Source organism: Pseudomonas sp. GD04091, assembly GCF_029836165.1.
Taxonomy (GTDB): Bacteria; Pseudomonadota; Gammaproteobacteria; order Pseudomonadales; family Pseudomonadaceae; genus Aquipseudomonas.
The window spans coordinates 1-15,168 of sequence record NZ_JAOEBG010000019.1 but is presented as its reverse complement, the minus strand read 5'-3'; the positions used below and the strand labels follow the sequence as shown (position 1 = coordinate 15,168).

The window sequence follows — 15,168 nt, the reverse complement described above, 5'->3', positions numbered from 1 at the left end:
CAATGCCGATAGGCAGGCTGCCTGCTGCGGTCGGCGTCGATTGTAATTAAGATGGTCCCGTGTTTCTCCTGCCAAGGTACCCGAACCGTGAGTGCGAACAACCCGCTGCTGCAGCCCCATGATCTGCCGCCCTTCTCGGCGATCCGCGCCGAGCATGTGCTGCCGGCGATCGAGCAGATCCTCGCCGACAACCGCAAGGCCATCGCCGATATCCTCGAAAAGCAGGGCAAGAGCCCGACCTGGGCCGGCCTGGTGCTGGCGATGGACGAACTCAACGACCGCCTGGGCGCCGCCTGGAGCCCGGTCAGCCACCTCAACGCGGTGTGCAACAGCCAGGAACTGCGCGAGGCCTACGAATCGTGCCTGCCTGCCCTGAGCGCCTACTCCACCGAACTGGGCCAGAATCGCGCCCTGTTCGAAGCCTATGAAGCCCTGGCCGCCAGCCCCGAGGCCGCCGGCTTCGACGTGGCGCAGAAGACCATCATCGACCATGCCCTGCGCGACTTCCGCCTGTCTGGCATCGACCTGCCGGCCGACAAGCAGCAGCGCTACGCCGAAGTGCAGAGCAAGCTCAGCGAGCTGGGCAGCCGTTTCTCCAACCAGCTGCTCGACGCGACCCAGGCCTGGACCAAGCACGTCACCGACGAAACCGCCCTCGCCGGCCTGACCGATTCGGCCAAGGCGCAGATGGCTGCCGCTGCCCAGGCCAAGGGCCTCGACGGCTGGCTGATCACCCTCGAGTTCCCCAGCTACTACGCGGTAATGACCTACGCCAGCGACCGCGCCCTGCGCGAAGAGCTGTACGCCGCCTACTGCACCCGTGCCTCCGACCAGGGCCCGAACGCCGGCCAGTTCGACAACGGCCCGGTGATGGAAGAGATCCTCGACCTGCGCCAGGAACTGGCCAAACTGCTGGGCTACCCGAACTTCGCCGAGCTGAGCCTGGCCACCAAGATGGCCGAGTCCAGCGACCAGGTGCTGAGCTTCCTGCGCGACCTGGCCAAGCGTTCCAAGCCTTTCGCCGCCCAGGACCTGGAGCAGCTCAAGGCTTACGCCGCCGAGCAAGGCACCCCTGAGCTGGCCAGCTGGGACGCCGGCTACTTTGGCGAGAAGCTGCGCGAGCAGCGCTACAGCGTGTCGCAGGAAGCCCTGCGCGCCTACTTCCCGATCGACAAGGTGCTGTCCGGCCTGTTCGCCATCGTCCAGCGCCTTTACGGCATCGAGATTGCCGAGCTCAAGGGTTTCGACAGCTGGCACCCGGATGTGCGCCTGTTCGAGATCAAGGAAAACGGCCAGCACGTAGGTCGCTTCTTCTTCGACCTCTACGCCCGCGCCAACAAGCGTGGCGGTGCCTGGATGGATGGCGCCCGCGACCGTCGCCGCACCTTCGCCGGCGAGCTGCAGAGCCCGGTGGCCAACCTGGTGTGCAACTTCACCCCGGCCGCGCCCGGCAAGCCGGCGTTGCTGACCCACGACGAAGTCACCACCCTGTTCCATGAGTTCGGCCACGGCCTGCACCACCTGCTGACCCGTATCGAGCATGCTGGCGTGTCCGGCATCAATGGCGTGGCCTGGGACGCGGTGGAGCTGCCGAGCCAGTTCATGGAGAACTGGTGCTGGGAGCCCGAGGGCCTGGCGCTGATCTCCGGCCATTACGAGACCGGCGAGCCGCTGCCCCAGGACCTGCTGGACAAGATGCTGGCGGCGAAGAACTTCCAGTCGGGCATGATGATGGTGCGTCAGCTGGAGTTCTCGCTGTTCGACTTCGAGCTGCACGCCACCCATGGTGACGGCCGCAGCGTGCTGCAGGTGCTCGAAGGCGTTCGCGACGAAGTCTCGGTGATGCGCCCGCCGGCCTACAACCGTTTCCCCAACAGCTTCGCGCACATCTTCGCTGGCGGTTACGCGGCGGGCTACTACAGCTACAAGTGGGCCGAAGTGCTGTCGGCCGACGCCTTCTCCCGTTTCGAGGAAGAAGGTGTGCTCAACGCCGAGACCGGCCGCGCCTTCCGCGAGGCGATCCTGGCGCGTGGCGGTTCCCGCGAGCCGATGGTGCTGTTCGTCGACTTCCGGGGCCGCGAGCCTTCCATCGATGCATTGCTGCGCCACAGTGGCCTCACCGAGGACGCGGCGGCATGAGCGAGGTAGCCGTGAGCAAGACCAAGAGACGCTTCATCGCCGGGGCGGTGTGCCCGGCGTGCAGCGAGATGGACAAGCTGATGATGTGGAACGAGGACGGCGTGCCGCACCGCGAATGCGTGGCCTGCGGGTTCACCGACACCCTGAACGAACAGGGCCTGTCGGTACCCAAGGAGCTCGGCACGCGGGTCAACCACCAGGCGCCCAAGGCGGCGCCGGCCAAGGTGCAGACTGTGCAGTTCTTCCCCAATCCGAAGCTCAAGAAACCGCAGGATTGAAAGCCGATCGCGGGCTTGTCCCGCGATAATCGGTTGTAGCTATCTTGCAGTACCCCGATTACTGTATATGCATACAGTAATCGGGGTTCCCATCATGAAACCATCCCCCATCCGTGGTCGCGGCACCGCCGACAACCCCCACAACCGCTTCGCCCCGAGCGTATCCGTGGCCGAGGACGACGGCTGGCACCAGGAAGTCCCGCTCACCCAGGGCACCGAGGTGCGGATCGAGACGGCCAAGACCATCATCGCCCGCAACACCTCTCCCGACCTGCCCTTCGACCGCTCCATCAATCCCTACCGCGGTTGCGAGCACGGTTGCATCTACTGCTACGCCCGCCCCAGCCACGCCTACTGGGACCTCTCACCCGGCCTGGATTTCGAAACCAAGCTGATCGCCAAGACCAACGCCGCCGAAGTGCTCGAGCAGCAGCTGAGCAAGCCAGGTTACGTCTGCGCGCCGATCAACCTGGGCTCCAATACCGACCCCTACCAACCCATCGAGCGCGAACAGCAGCTCACCCGGCGCCTGCTCGAAGTCCTGCTGCGCTACCGTCACCCGGTGACCATCGTCACCAAGGGCTCGCTGATACTGCGCGACCTTGATCTCATCAGCGAACTGGCCAGCCAGCGGCTGGTGCGGGTAATGATCAGCCTCACCACCCTCGACGACGAACTCAAGCGCACGCTGGAGCCACGTGCGGCTGCCCCGAAGGCGCGCCTGCGAGCGATCCGCGTGCTGCGCGAGGCCGGTGTGCCAGTGGGCGTGCTGTGTTCGCCGATGATCCCGATGATCAACGACAGCGAGCTGGAGCGCCTGCTGGAGGCGGCCCGTGAGGCCGGGGCGCAGAGCGCGGCCTACATGATGCTGCGCTTGCCGCTGGAAGTGGCGCCGCTGTTCGAGCAGTGGTTGCACGATCACTACCCGCAGCGCGCCGCCCATGTGCTGAGCCTGATTCGCCAGAGCCGGGGTGGTGAGCTGTATGACAGCCGGTTCGGGGCGCGGATGCGCGGCGAAGGTGTGTTCGCAGAACTGCTGGCGCAGCGTTTTCGCAAGGCGGTCAGAAGGTTGGGGCTCGAGGGACGGGAACAGTTGTCGCTGGACTGCAGCGTGTTCTGCCCGCCGGGTGGGCAGATGGCGTTGTTCTGAATGCATTCACGCAGGTATGGAGTTTGCGCAAATCCTGTGGGAGCGGCATTAGCCGCGAACACCGGCGGAGCAGGTGCCTGCCACCGTGTCGCTTGCTTCGCGGCCAAAGCCCTGCCACAAGGTATGTGTTGCCTACGAGAAACCTATACCTAGTGTCGCTAATGCTAGGTATTAAAATCAGGCGTGGCTATTGGCATCTGATGCTTTTTTGCTATTATCCAAGGCACCCTCCTCGTACCTGGAACGCCCGTTCTAGAGCCTTCGCAATTAAGTTTCAGTTAAGTTTTCTCCGCTAGCGTAGGAATCAGCCCACCGGGACTGTGATCAATTTCCTGTGCGTGTCATCTAAATCCCGCATGGCCCTGATCTTTCCCCAGTAACATGGCACCTACCTTCAAACCGTCTAGAGGATGAATCATGCCCGTCAAGGACCCATCCAAGGTCGTCCCGGCTGCGCCCGCCGAAAGCGCCGAAGCTGCCCTGAAGCATATCGTCGACGGCTTCCTGCGGTTCCATACCGAGGTCTTTCCCGAGCAGCAGGAGCTGTTCAAGAAGCTGGCCACCGCGCAGAAACCGCGCGCCATGTTCATCACCTGCGCCGACTCGCGTATCGTCCCCGAGCTGATTACCCAGAGTTCGCCGGGCGACTTGTTCGTCACCCGTAACGTCGGCAACGTCGTGCCGCCGTATGGCCAGATGAACGGTGGTGTGTCGAGTGCCATCGAGTACGCCGTGCTCGCCCTGGGCGTGCACCACATCATCGTCTGCGGCCATTCCGACTGCGGCGCCATGCGCGCGGTGCTCAATCCGCAATCGCTGGCCAAGATGCCGACCGTTTCCGCCTGGCTGCGCCATGCCGAAGTCGCGCGCACCGTGATCGAGGACAACTGCTCCTGCGGCAGCGAGCACGAAAGCATGCAGTTGCTGACCAAGGAAAACGTCATCGCCCAGCTGCACCACCTGCGCACCCATCCGTCGGTGGCCTCGCGCCTGGCCGCCGGGCAGCTGCATATCCATGGCTGGATCTACGACATCGAAACCAGCCAGATCGAAGCCTACGATGCCGCCAGCGATCGCTTCCTGCCGCTGACCGCCGGCGAGTCGATCCCCTCTGCTACTCCGAGAGGCCGCTACTAAGCGACCCGAACACCCTGAAACGACCTTGATAGCCGGCTGCACCCGACGGGTGCGGCGCGGCCTTCGCCTGCCTTGAATTTCCCTGGACGCCTTGCCGGCAACTCCGCTGGCGGCCCGCGCCTGCGCGCGATTCGGGGATCCCCGTGCCTGCGGCCAGAGGAATGGCCGTGTACTTGAGAAAGGAGCGTCATGGTGAACAAGACACAGATCAAAGCGGCATTGCCGCGTGAGTTGCTGGCTTCGGTGGTGGTGTTCCTGGTGGCCCTGCCCTTGTGCATGGGCATTGCCATCGCCTCCGGCATGCCGCCGGCCAAGGGGCTGATCACCGGGATCATCGGCGGCATCGTGGTGGGCTTTCTGGCCGGCTCGCCGCTGCAGGTCAGTGGCCCCGCCGCAGGCCTGGCGGTGCTGGTGTTCGAGCTGGTGCGCCAGCATGGCATGGCCATGCTCGGGCCGATCCTGTTGCTGGCGGGGGTGCTGCAGTTGCTGGCCGGGCGCCTGAAGCTGGGCTGCTGGTTCCGGGTGACCGCGCCGGCGGTGGTGTACGGCATGCTCGCGGGTATCGGCGTGCTGATCGTGCTGTCCCAGGTGCATGTGATGTTCGATACGGCGCCGCAGCCATCGGGCGTGGACAACCTGCTGGGCTTCCCGGCGACCCTGGCGTCCGCCCTGCCCCTGGAAAACGCGGGCAGCGGCTGGCAGGCCGGCGCGCTTGGCCTGGGGACCATCGCCATCATGTGGAGCTGGGAGCGTTTTCGCCCACAACGCTTGCGCTTCATCCCGGGGGCGCTGCTCGGCGTGGCGGCGATGACCGCCATCAGCCTGTGGCTGGCGCTGCCGGTCAAGCGGGTGCAGGTGCCGGCCGACCTGTCCGAAGCCATCGACTGGCTGCGCCCGGACGACCTGCTCAAGCTGGCCGACCCGACCTTGCTGGTGGCCGCCTTCGCCCTGGCCTTCATCGCCAGTGCCGAAACGCTGCTGTCGGCTGCCGCGGTGGACCGCATGCACAGCGGCCAGCGTTCGGACTTCGACCGTGAGCTATCGGCGCAAGGGATCGGCAACATGCTCTGCGGTGTGCTGGGGGCGTTGCCGATGACGGGGGTGATCGTGCGCAGCTCGGCCAACGTCCAGGCCGGTGCCCGCACTCGGGCTTCGGCAATCCTGCATGGCATCTGGCTGCTGGCCTTCGTGGTGGCGTTGAGCCGCGTGCTGCAGCAGATCCCGGTGGCGAGCCTGGCGGGCGTGCTGGTGTACACCGGCGTGAAGCTGGTGGACTTCAAGGCCTTCCGCGGCCTGGGCCGCTATGGACGCATGCCGATGTTCACCTATGCCGCGACGGCGTTGGCGATCATCTTCACCGACCTGCTGACCGGGGTGCTGCTGGGCTTTGCCCTGACCTTGCTGAAGCTGGCGCTGAAGGCGGCGCGGCTGCGGATCAACCTGGTCCAGCTGGAGTTCGACGGGCACATGGAACTGCGCCTGAGCGGCGCCGCGACCTTCCTCAAGGTTCCCGCCCTGACCCAGGTCCTGGGGCGCGTGCCCGCGGGCACGCACCTGCATGTTCCGCTGGCGCGCCTGAGCTATATCGACCATTCGGTGCTGGAGCTGCTCGAGGACTGGGGGCGAGCGGGCGCTGCCGAGGGGTCGCGCCTTTCCATCGAGCAGCGTGGCCTCAAGCGGCGGGTCGAAGGCCGCCTGCGCCGAGCGGCGCAGGCCTGAGCCAGCGCCTGTATCAGGCGGTCTTCGGTACCAGCTTGCGACAACCTTCCTTGCGGCTGGGGTACTGCTCGCACTTGCGCAGTACCTGCTGTACCTCGTCGTTGGCCTTGAGCTGGCGGTTGGCCGCAAGCTTCTCGGTGATGAACAGCTCTTCGGAGCCCAGGTTGCGCTCGGCTCTGTCGATCATGGCGAGGGCAGCCTGGGGGTCACCGTTGCGCAGGTGATGGCCGATCATCAGGTCGTAGATCGAAGGGCTTGCCAGCGACCAGTCCTGGATCGTGTTCAGGTCGGCGAGCGCGGCCCGACGGTTGCCCTGGGCACTGTGCAGGCTGAAAGCCGCCCGGCGGATGCCGGGTTGGTTGCCGACCGGGGAAGCCAGTGCGCGGGTGACGAAGACTTCGGCTTCGCGGACTTTCTTCTGCTCCAGCGCGGTCATGGCCGCATAGGCATCGCGATAGCCCTGCAGGGAGGCTTGTACCTGCTTCGCGTCGCGAACCTGGGGCCAGCTGCGCCGGTCTACCCGGGCACGGGTCTGCTGCTTGTACTCGCGTCGCAGATACTGGCGCAGCTCCTCGTCGCGTTCGGTGGGGGACATGTGCGAGCGGGTCAGGTACTGCCCGGTAGACGCGATGGCCGTACCGACGCCCTGGTTGAGCAAGGTCTGCAGTTCTTGAGTGGTGCGGTTGATGTCGAGCTTCTGCAGCGACTCTTTCATGGCCACCTGGCGTTCTTCCAGGAAGCCGGTCAGCAACGGCTTCTGCTTGCCCTGGAAATCGTTCAGTCGCTGCAGGCTGACACTCGATGCCCGTGGCGCGTAGCCGGCCCGAATCATCAGGTCGGCACCCAGCAGGTCGGCCTGGTCTTCCTGGGTGCGGCCCCACGCGGTACTCCAGACGTTGTCGGAGAAACTGTTGGCCAGGGCGGTGTAGAGCACGGTATTGCCGATGGTCTTCTGGGTGCCGGTCGGGTCCTTGCTGAAGAACTTGCCGGTCTCGCGGTTCAGGCCGGTGTCCTTGGCCATCGCGGCGATCACCACGGTCGTGGCAACGTTGGTCATCATCTGCTTCTGCTGCTGGAACGCGGCGCGGCGGTCGTGGTGGCGCAGCAGCACATGACTCATCTCGTGGCCGAGCATGGCAGCGATCTCGTCTTCGCTTTCGACGTTCTCGAGCATGCCGAGGGGAACGTAGAGGTTGCCGTAGGGGTCGGCCGAGGGGCCGAACGCATAGCTGTCGATGAGGCGCACCTGCAGGTTCGGTGTCTGGCCCGGCCACCCTTTGGCCAGGCGCGTGACGATGTTCTGCAGATAGTTTTCCAGTTGCGGAATACGGACCAGGTTCTGCTGGCGTATCTCATCTGCCGGCAGGGCGCGGCCGTCGAAGCTCAGGCGCAGCTGGCCGGCATGCTGCTGATCGAGGGGGTAGTACTGGCGGACTTCGGGTTGATCCAGGTAACGACCATTCAGGCGTGACTGGGTCGAAGGCCCCACCAGGTTGAGCAGCGCGTCGTTGGCGCCCTGAAACGTCTGGCAGCCACCCAGCAGGCTCGCGAGGGTCACCGCAAGCGCCGCGATGGCGCGCTTGGCATTCGGCCCGATCATTTGCTGCATCCTGCGCCGAAGCCGATGGTGGAATTGTCCTGCTGGTCTTCCGGGCGGGTGTTGGAGAGCTTCTGGCACGGCAGCTTGACCACGTTGAGCGGAGGGTTCACGCGCACGGTCATGGTATCCAGCCAGACCCGCTCGCCAGAGACTTCGACCTGTACCAGATCCAGTTCCTTGTTGTACTGCAGCACCGGAATCGCCTGCTTGGGCAGATTGCTGCGGGCCCTGTCGCCGAGCGCCCGGCCCTGCTCGTCCAGGACCGGCACCGGGTCGTCGAGAAAAGCCTCGACCATGGGCGCGGCAAGCAGGCTGTGGCTGAACAGTGCCGACAGCAGGAAAAGGGAGGTTTTGCTCATCTCTGGGTTCCTTGAGTAGCGAATTCCAAACGGGATCTGGCCGAGCTATCGAAAAAAGCCTGGATCCTGGCGCTGAACAGTGTCAGCGACAGCAGCAGCAGGCCCAGCACGTTGACTGGCGTGTAGTTCAGTTGCCACAGCACCGCGCTTACGGCGGATAGCGACACGAGCACCACCACCCAGGCACTTGCCGGGCCGAGGCGCAGGCGGGTGCGCCGACGGGCACCCGGGGTGAACAGTGGGGCATCGAGCGTGCCCTTGAGGTAGGTGATCAGGCCGAGCAGCAGCAGCTCGATCATGTCCAGGAGATCGATCGAACCGGTGCCGGGCAGGCCGAGCTCGGCCAGGGTCGGCATGGCTCGGTAATAACCCATGCCCCAGTTGATGAGGTTGTCCAGGGCCATGGCGTGCAGGTACACGCCGGGAACCTGGCCGTGCAGCGGTGACAAGGTGGTGTCGCCGGTTCCCGCGATGTCGGCGCCCACCAGCACCAGCTTGCCGCGCAGCAGTTGCCTGATCAGTGCCTGGTCTTCCTCGCCGGTGACCTCCAGGTCGCTCGCCGACAGCGTGAGGGTGTAGGCGCATTTCGCCTGGGCGTTGCTGCCAAGCCTCCAGAACACGGCTTGCAGCAACTGGTCGAACAGACCGGGCACGGTGCACTCGCCCATGTCGGCCACCTGCGCCTGGGCCGGGGACGGATGCACGCCCCACTGCACGCTGATGGGCGCCAACCGGGCCGCTGCGGTGCTATCGACCGGCAAGGACGCGCAGGCGTGCGCGTGACAGTACTCGCGGTACAGGCGCAGCGCCGGGGTTTCCAGCACGCCCGTGTCGGTCGCCACGGCCAGGGGGTATTGAGCACCGTAGCCGCTCCAGCTCACCAACGCCGGTGTAGTCGCCTCGGCCAGGCGCGGCAGGGTGTTGACCGCGCCTTCGCGGCCACGCTCCAGGCCGTTGTTGGCCAGCATCAGCGCAATACCTTGCTGTTGGTAGCGCTCGAACACATTGGCCAGTACCTGGCTTTCCAGGCGGGGAGGCTGCCCGGGCACGAGCCGTGAGTGGTCATGGCTGTACAGCAGGTCGACGAACACGGCTTCGGGCTTGTAGGCGAGCAGGCGCTTGAACAGCTTGCTCTGTTCGCTGTAGGGCAGTGGCCAGTAGGTATCGTTGCGCAACAGGTAGGCATCGTCGACCAGCACCACGACCACCTGGCGCTGCCCGTCATCGGCATAACCACTGGCCAGCAGGCGATTGAGCCAGCGGGCCGAGGCCTCGTCGGTGGAGCTGGCGAGGCCGATAGGGTCCAGCAGGGCGATCAGCACCACAGACACGCCGAACAACAATTGACGCAGCGAGCATCGCGAGAACTTGAGCATCCATGCCTCGATCACAGGAATCGAGGCATTTTGCCATCACTGCGGCAGGCGACGAAAGCCTTGCCGGCCCGAACGGGCCGGCGTTCGGCGTCGACAGGGCTCAGTACGCGGCTTCTGGCACTTCCAGGCCGATGCTCAACTGGCGCGACAGGCACGGCCAGCGCTTCCATGCAGCGCCGGTTTCCGGGCTGGACAGCTTGTCACGGTAGATCTCCACCGACTCCACGGCGAAGCTGTCGTCGTCGAGCATTTCGTCCACCGAGTGATGCACCACTTCGTCCAGCTGGTTGGCGAAGGCCTCGCCGATCAGCTGGTGGGCGATCAGGTTGGCCAGGGTGGTGTCCACCGGAATCAGCGGCTGCTGGAAGTGACGGATATACAGGTCGTTGACCTCCTCGACCAGGCGATGCGCCAGGTAGGCCTCGTCGAGCAGGCAGTCCAGCCCGACCTGTCCAGCCATGACGCTGGGTGGTTGCAGGAAATAAGCCTCGGCGATTTTCAGCACGGGCTTGATCTGCGACTCGATGCCGGCTTCGAGGGCTACGTTGTGCGCGGCCTCGAGCAATTCCGGCACCTCGTTGATGTAGGCGCCGACGAAGCGCGCCAGCGTACCCTGGGCGTCCTGCTCGGGCAGTTGGATCGACCGATGCAGGTGTGGCAGTTGCTGTTCCAGTCGGTTTTTCAGTTGGCCGGTGCGGCTCTCGTGTTGATGGGCGTTTTCGATCTGCTCGCGTACAGCAGCGATGTTCATGACAACTCCAGGGACAAGGCGTTACAAACGGAAGACACTAAGTTAGCTTGCTTACGAGAATGCCTAAGACGCATTTGTTATATCTCTGAGACACGTGTAGGAAATTGGCTATATCAAAGTGCCATTATTGTGTCCCGGGCCAGTATCCACGCGGCTTTCAGCGCAAACGTTTGGTCGTGTGAAGATCATTTCACCCCCCGCGTTGCGCACCATTGGTCGGTGTCTATACTCCGGATGAAACGTGATTCGTTGATGAGGCCCGACTGCCTTAAGCAGGGGGCTCGGTCGTCGAAGCCAGGCAGTCTTGGCCGCCGTTCCCTCCTTTGTCGTATGCAGGTCGTCCACGCCTCCGGGACTACAAGAACGATAAGGGGAACCCGCAATGATGCGACATCCACATGTCTGGATGGGCCTGTTGCTGTGGTCGGTATTGGGTCAGGCACAGGCAGCATGGACGGTGAACATGGCGCCCGGGGCGACGGAAGTCTCCCACGCGGTGTTCGACCTGCACATGACCATCTTCTGGATCTGCGTGATCATCGGCATCGTGGTGTTCGGCGCGATGTTCTGGTCGATGGTCATCCACCGCCGCTCGACCGGGCAGCAACCGGCGCATTTCCATGAGCACACCTGGGTCGAGATTCTCTGGACCGTCGTTCCCTTCCTCATCCTCGTGGTCATGGCCATCCCGGCCACCAAGACCCTGATCGACATCTACGACGCCAGCGAGTCGGACATCGATATCCAGGTCACCGGTTACCAGTGGAAATGGCACTACAAGTACCTGGGCCAGGACGTCGAGTTCTTCAGCAACCTGGCCACCCCTGCCGAGCAGATCCAGAACAAGTCACCGAAGGACGAGCACTACCTGCTCGAGGTCGATCAGCCGCTGGTGCTGCCGGTGGGCGCCAAGGTGCGCTTCCTGGTGACCGCCGCCGATGTCATCCATTCCTGGTGGGTCCCGGCCTTCGCGGTCAAGCGTGACGCCATTCCCGGGTTCGTCAACGAGGCCTGGACGCGGGTCGAGAAGCCCGGCATCTACCGTGGCCAGTGCACCGAACTGTGCGGCAAGGACCACGGTTTCATGCCCGTGGTGGTGGAGGTGAAGTCCAAGGCCGACTACGACACCTGGCTCGGCGAGCGCAAGGCCGAGGCGGCCAAGCTCAAGGAGCTGACCAGCAAGGAATGGACACTCGAAGAGCTGGTCGCGCGCGGCGACAAGGTCTACCACACCACCTGCGTGGCCTGTCACCAGGCCGAAGGCCAGGGCTTGCCACCGATGTTCCCGGCGCTCAAGGGTTCGAAGATCGCCATCGGACCCAAGGAAGATCACCTGAGCATCGTCTTCCACGGCAAGCCCGGCACCGCCATGGCGGCGTTCGGCAAGCAGCTCTCGGAAGTCGATATCGCCGCCGTGGTCACCTACGAGCGCAACGCCTGGGGCAACAACAAGGGTGACATGGTCACGCCGAAGGACGTGCTGGCGCTCAAGCAGGCCGAAGCGCAATGAGCCGGGTTACTCGCGGCAATCAGCGGATTGCAGGAGACAGGACATGAGTGCAGTGATCGACGACCACGCCCACGGTCAGGAACATGCCCACGGCCCGGCCAAGGGCCTGATGCGCTGGGTGCTGACCACCAACCACAAGGACATCGGCACGATGTACCTGTGGTTCGCCTTCAGCATGTTCCTGCTCGGCGGCTCGTTCGCCATGGTGATCCGCGCCGAGCTGTTCCAGCCGGGGCTGCAGATCGTGGAACCGGCGTTCTTCAACCAGATGACCACCATGCATGGGCTGATCATGGTGTTTGGCGCGGTGATGCCGGCCTTCGTCGGCCTGGCCAACTGGATGATCCCGCTGATGGTCGGCGCCCCGGACATGGCCCTGCCACGGATGAACAACTTCAGCTTCTGGCTGCTGCCGGCGGCCTTCCTGCTGCTGGTCTCGACCCTGTTCAGCCCCGGCGGCGGGCCGAACTTCGGCTGGACCTTCTATGCCCCGCTGTCCACCACCTACGCTCCGGCCAGCGTGACCTTCTTCATCTTCGCCATCCACCTGATGGGCATCAGCTCGATCATGGGCGCGATCAACGTGATCGCCACCATCCTCAACCTGCGCGCGCCTGGCATGACCCTGATGAAGATGCCGCTGTTCGTCTGGACCTGGCTGATCACCGCCTTCCTGCTGATCGCGGTGATGCCGGTGCTGGCCGGGGTGGTGACCATGATGCTGATGGACATCCACTTCGGCACCAGCTTCTTCAGCGCCGCCGGCGGTGGCGACCCGGTGCTGTTCCAGCACGTGTTCTGGTTCTTCGGCCACCCCGAGGTGTACATCATGATCCTGCCGGCCTTCGGCGCGGTCAGCTCGATCATCCCGGCGTTCTCGCGCAAGCCACTGTTCGGCTACACCTCGATGGTCTACGCCACCGGGGCGATCGCCTTCCTGTCGTTCATCGTCTGGGCGCACCACATGTTCGTGGTCGGCATTCCGGTGGTGGGCGAGCTGTTCTTCATGTACGCCACCATGCTGATCGCCGTGCCCACCGGGGTGAAGGTGTTCAACTGGGTCAGCACCATGTGGGAGGGCTCGCTGACCTTCGAGACACCGATGCTGTTCGCCATCGCCTTCGTCATCCTGTTCACCATCGGCGGCTTCTCCGGGTTGATGCTGGCCATCGCCCCGGCGGACTTCCAGTACCACGACACCTACTTCGTGGTGGCGCACTTCCACTACGTGCTGGTGCCGGGCGCGATCTTCGGCATCTTCGCCTCGGCCTACTACTGGCTACCCAAGTGGACCGGGCACATGTATGACGAAACCCTAGGCAAGCTGCACTTCTGGCTGTCGTTCGTCGGCATGAACCTGGCCTTCTTCCCCATGCACTTCGTCGGCCTGGCCGGCATGCCGCGGCGCATCCCCGACTACAACCTGCAGTTCGCCGACTTCAACATGGTCTCGTCGATCGGCGCGTTCATCTTCGGTGCGACCCAGGTGTTCTTCCTGTTCATCGTCATCAAGTGCATCCGTGGTGGCGCGCCGGCCCCGGCCAAGCCTTGGGACGGGGCCGACGGGTTGGAGTGGACGGTGCCGTCACCGGCGCCCTACCACACCTTCCAGACACCTCCGCACGTGAAATAGGAGCGCGGACATGGAAGGCCTGTCGCTCAAACGCCTGGTCACCCGCCTGCTGATGCTGACCGTGGTGATGTTCGCCTTCGGCTTTGCCCTGGTGCCGATCTACGACGTGATGTGCAGGGCTTTCGGCATCAACGGCAAGACCGGCGGGCAGTACGAGGGCAGCCAGGTCAGCGACCCGACGCGTTCGGTGCGGGTGCAGTTCATGTCCACCAATGCGGGCGACATGAGCTGGGAGTTCCACTCCACCACCGACCAGATCGAAGTCAACCCGGGCGCGGTGAACCAGATGATCTTCATCGCCCGCAACCCGACCAGCAAGCCGATGAGCGCCCAGGCCATTCCCAGCATCACCCCGGCCGAGGCCGCGGCGTACTTTCACAAGACCGAGTGCTTCTGCTTCACCCAGCAGGTGCTGCAGCCGGGTGAGCGCATCGAGATGCCGGTGCGCTTCATCGTCGATCGCGACCTGCCGGCCTCGGTCAAGCACCTGACCCTGGCCTACACCCTGTTCGACATCACCGCTCGCCACCCGCCGGTCGCCGATGCCGCGACCGAGGCCGCCCGTTGAGGGAAGGAGATCAACCATGGCAAGCCACGAGCACTACTACGTCCCGGCGCAGAGCAAGTGGCCGATCATCGCCACGATCGGCCTGTTCATCACCGTGTTCGGCCTGGGCACCTGGTTCAACGACCTCAAGGCCGGCCACCCGGAATCCCACGGGCCGCTGATCTTCTTCGTCGGCGGGCTGTTCCTGGCGTACATGCTGTTCGGCTGGTTCGGCGCGGTGATCAAGGAAAGCCACGCCGGGCTGTACAGCGCGCAGATGGACCGCTCGTTCCGCTGGGGCATGAGCTGGTTCATCTTCTCCGAGGTGATGTTCTTCCTGGCCTTCTTCGGCGCGCTGTTCTACGTGCGCGTGCTGGCCGGGCCGTGGCTGGGTGGCGAGGGGGACAAGGGCGTGGCGCACATGCTCTGGCCCAATTTCGAGTTCGTCTGGCCGCTGCTGCACACGCCGGACCCGAAATTGTTCCCGCCACCGAAGGAGGTGATCGACCCGTGGCACCTGCCGCTGATCAACACCATCCTGCTGGTGAGCTCCAGTGTCACCGTGACCATCGCCCACCATGGCCTGCGCAAGGGCCACCGTGGCACGCTGAAGCTGTGGCTGGGGCTGACCATCCTGCTGGGGCTGGCGTTTCTCGCGTTGCAGGCCTACGAGTACTACGAGGCCTACACCAAGCTGGGGCTGACGCTCGGGTCGGGGATCTACGGCGCGACGTTCTTCATGCTCACCGGGTTCCATGGCGCGCATGTGACGCTGGGGACGCTGATCCTGTTCGTGATGTTCTGCCGGGTGATGCGCGGGCATTTCGAGCCTGACAAGCACTTTGGCTTCGAGGCGGCGAGCTGGTACTGGCACTTCGTCGATGTGGTGTGGGTGGGGTTGTTCATATTCGTGTATGTGCTCTGAAAGGTAGCACTGACACTGCAGGAGCGGCCTTGTGTCGCGAAAGG

The 15,168-nt window shown here is 64.3% G+C and carries 13 protein-coding genes; 9 read left to right on the top strand and 4 right to left on the bottom strand.

Annotated features, from left to right (window positions below; all coding sequences use genetic code 11):
* Positions 1-87 precede the first annotated feature (87 nt).
* The 5 genes from prlC to N7422_RS19955 all read left to right on the top strand — a co-directional run bounded on the left by prlC (position 88) and on the right by N7422_RS19955 (position 6,423).
* Complete coding sequence (gene prlC / locus N7422_RS19975) at positions 88-2,139, top strand: oligopeptidase A (RefSeq protein WP_279808156.1); 2,052 nt, start codon at positions 88-90, stop codon at positions 2,137-2,139.
* Positions 2,136-2,417, top strand: a complete 282-nt coding sequence (locus tag N7422_RS19970; protein ID WP_279808155.1) for a YheV family putative zinc ribbon protein — start codon at positions 2,136-2,138, stop codon at positions 2,415-2,417. Before prlC ends, N7422_RS19970 begins: the two co-directional genes overlap by 4 nt.
* A 91-nt stretch (positions 2,418-2,508) precedes the next feature.
* Entirely contained in the window at positions 2,509-3,567 is a 1,059-nt protein-coding gene (locus N7422_RS19965) for a PA0069 family radical SAM protein (protein WP_279808257.1), read from the top strand.
* A gap of 417 nt (positions 3,568-3,984) precedes the next feature.
* On the top strand, positions 3,985-4,704 hold the full coding sequence (locus tag N7422_RS19960) for a carbonic anhydrase (protein ID WP_279808154.1): 720 nt from the start codon (positions 3,985-3,987) through the stop codon (positions 4,702-4,704).
* Positions 4,705-4,893: 189 nt separating this feature from the next.
* Entirely contained in the window at positions 4,894-6,423 is a 1,530-nt protein-coding gene (locus N7422_RS19955) for a SulP family inorganic anion transporter (RefSeq protein ID WP_279808153.1), read from the top strand.
* Positions 6,424-6,436: 13 nt separating this feature from the next.
* Here the strand turns inward: N7422_RS19955 and N7422_RS19950 are convergent, their stop codons facing one another.
* The 4 genes from N7422_RS19950 to N7422_RS19935 form a co-directional block, all read right to left on the bottom strand.
* Positions 6,437-8,023 (bottom strand): M48 family metallopeptidase, encoded by a 1,587-nt coding sequence (locus N7422_RS19950; protein ID WP_279808152.1) that lies wholly within the window; start codon positions 8,021-8,023, stop codon positions 6,437-6,439.
* Positions 8,020-8,382, bottom strand: a complete 363-nt coding sequence (locus tag N7422_RS19945; protein ID WP_279808151.1) for a hypothetical protein — start codon at positions 8,380-8,382, stop codon at positions 8,020-8,022. Before N7422_RS19945 ends, N7422_RS19950 begins: the two co-directional genes overlap by 4 nt.
* Positions 8,379-9,758 carry a CHASE2 domain-containing protein gene (locus tag N7422_RS19940; RefSeq protein ID WP_279808150.1) on the bottom strand — a complete coding sequence of 460 codons (1,380 nt, stop codon included), beginning with the start codon at positions 9,756-9,758 and terminating at the stop codon, positions 8,379-8,381. Before N7422_RS19940 ends, N7422_RS19945 begins: the two co-directional genes overlap by 4 nt.
* Positions 9,759-9,858: 100 nt before the next feature.
* Positions 9,859-10,509, bottom strand: a complete 651-nt coding sequence (locus N7422_RS19935) for a hypothetical protein (protein ID WP_279808149.1) — start codon at positions 10,507-10,509, stop codon at positions 9,859-9,861.
* A gap of 382 nt (positions 10,510-10,891) precedes the next feature.
* On the opposite strand from N7422_RS19935, the gene coxB reads away from it, so the two are divergent.
* The 4 genes from coxB to N7422_RS19915 are packed head-to-tail and all read left to right on the top strand — an operon-like array spanning position 10,892 to position 15,124.
* Positions 10,892-12,019, top strand: a complete 1,128-nt coding sequence (coxB, locus tag N7422_RS19930) for a cytochrome c oxidase subunit II (protein ID WP_279808147.1) — start codon at positions 10,892-10,894, stop codon at positions 12,017-12,019.
* Positions 12,020-12,062: 43 nt separating this feature from the next.
* Positions 12,063-13,652, top strand: a complete 1,590-nt coding sequence (gene ctaD / locus N7422_RS19925; protein ID WP_279808146.1) for a cytochrome c oxidase subunit I — start codon at positions 12,063-12,065, stop codon at positions 13,650-13,652.
* 10 nt (positions 13,653-13,662) lie between these two features.
* The gene (locus N7422_RS19920; protein WP_279808145.1) at positions 13,663-14,220 is read left to right on the top strand and encodes a cytochrome c oxidase assembly protein; all 558 of its coding nucleotides are present in this window, start codon (positions 13,663-13,665) and stop codon (positions 14,218-14,220) included.
* Between the two features lie 16 nt (positions 14,221-14,236).
* Entirely contained in the window at positions 14,237-15,124 is an 888-nt protein-coding gene (locus N7422_RS19915; protein ID WP_279808144.1) for a cytochrome c oxidase subunit 3, read from the top strand.
* Positions 15,125-15,168 lie beyond the last annotated feature (44 nt).

Excerpts from the sequence above, each read along its gene's own strand:
- N7422_RS19970 (WP_279808155.1), top strand. The coding sequence starts at position 2,136 with ATGAGCGAGGTAGCCGTGAGCAAGACCAAGAGACGCTTCATCGCCGGG.
- N7422_RS19960 (WP_279808154.1), top strand. The coding sequence starts at position 3,985 with ATGCCCGTCAAGGACCCATCCAAGGTCGTCCCGGCTGCGCCCGCCGAA.
- N7422_RS19955 (WP_279808153.1), top strand. The coding sequence starts at position 4,894 with ATGGTGAACAAGACACAGATCAAAGCGGCATTGCCGCGTGAGTTGCTG.
- N7422_RS19950 (WP_279808152.1), bottom strand. The coding sequence starts at position 8,023 with ATGATCGGGCCGAATGCCAAGCGCGCCATCGCGGCGCTTGCGGTGACC.
- N7422_RS19945 (WP_279808151.1), bottom strand. The coding sequence starts at position 8,382 with ATGAGCAAAACCTCCCTTTTCCTGCTGTCGGCACTGTTCAGCCACAGC.
- N7422_RS19940 (WP_279808150.1), bottom strand. The coding sequence starts at position 9,758 with ATGCTCAAGTTCTCGCGATGCTCGCTGCGTCAATTGTTGTTCGGCGTG.
- N7422_RS19935 (WP_279808149.1), bottom strand. The coding sequence starts at position 10,509 with ATGAACATCGCTGCTGTACGCGAGCAGATCGAAAACGCCCATCAACAC.
- coxB (WP_279808147.1), top strand. The coding sequence starts at position 10,892 with ATGATGCGACATCCACATGTCTGGATGGGCCTGTTGCTGTGGTCGGTA.
- ctaD (WP_279808146.1), top strand. The coding sequence starts at position 12,063 with ATGAGTGCAGTGATCGACGACCACGCCCACGGTCAGGAACATGCCCAC.
- N7422_RS19920 (WP_279808145.1), top strand. The coding sequence starts at position 13,663 with ATGGAAGGCCTGTCGCTCAAACGCCTGGTCACCCGCCTGCTGATGCTG.
- N7422_RS19915 (WP_279808144.1), top strand. The coding sequence starts at position 14,237 with ATGGCAAGCCACGAGCACTACTACGTCCCGGCGCAGAGCAAGTGGCCG.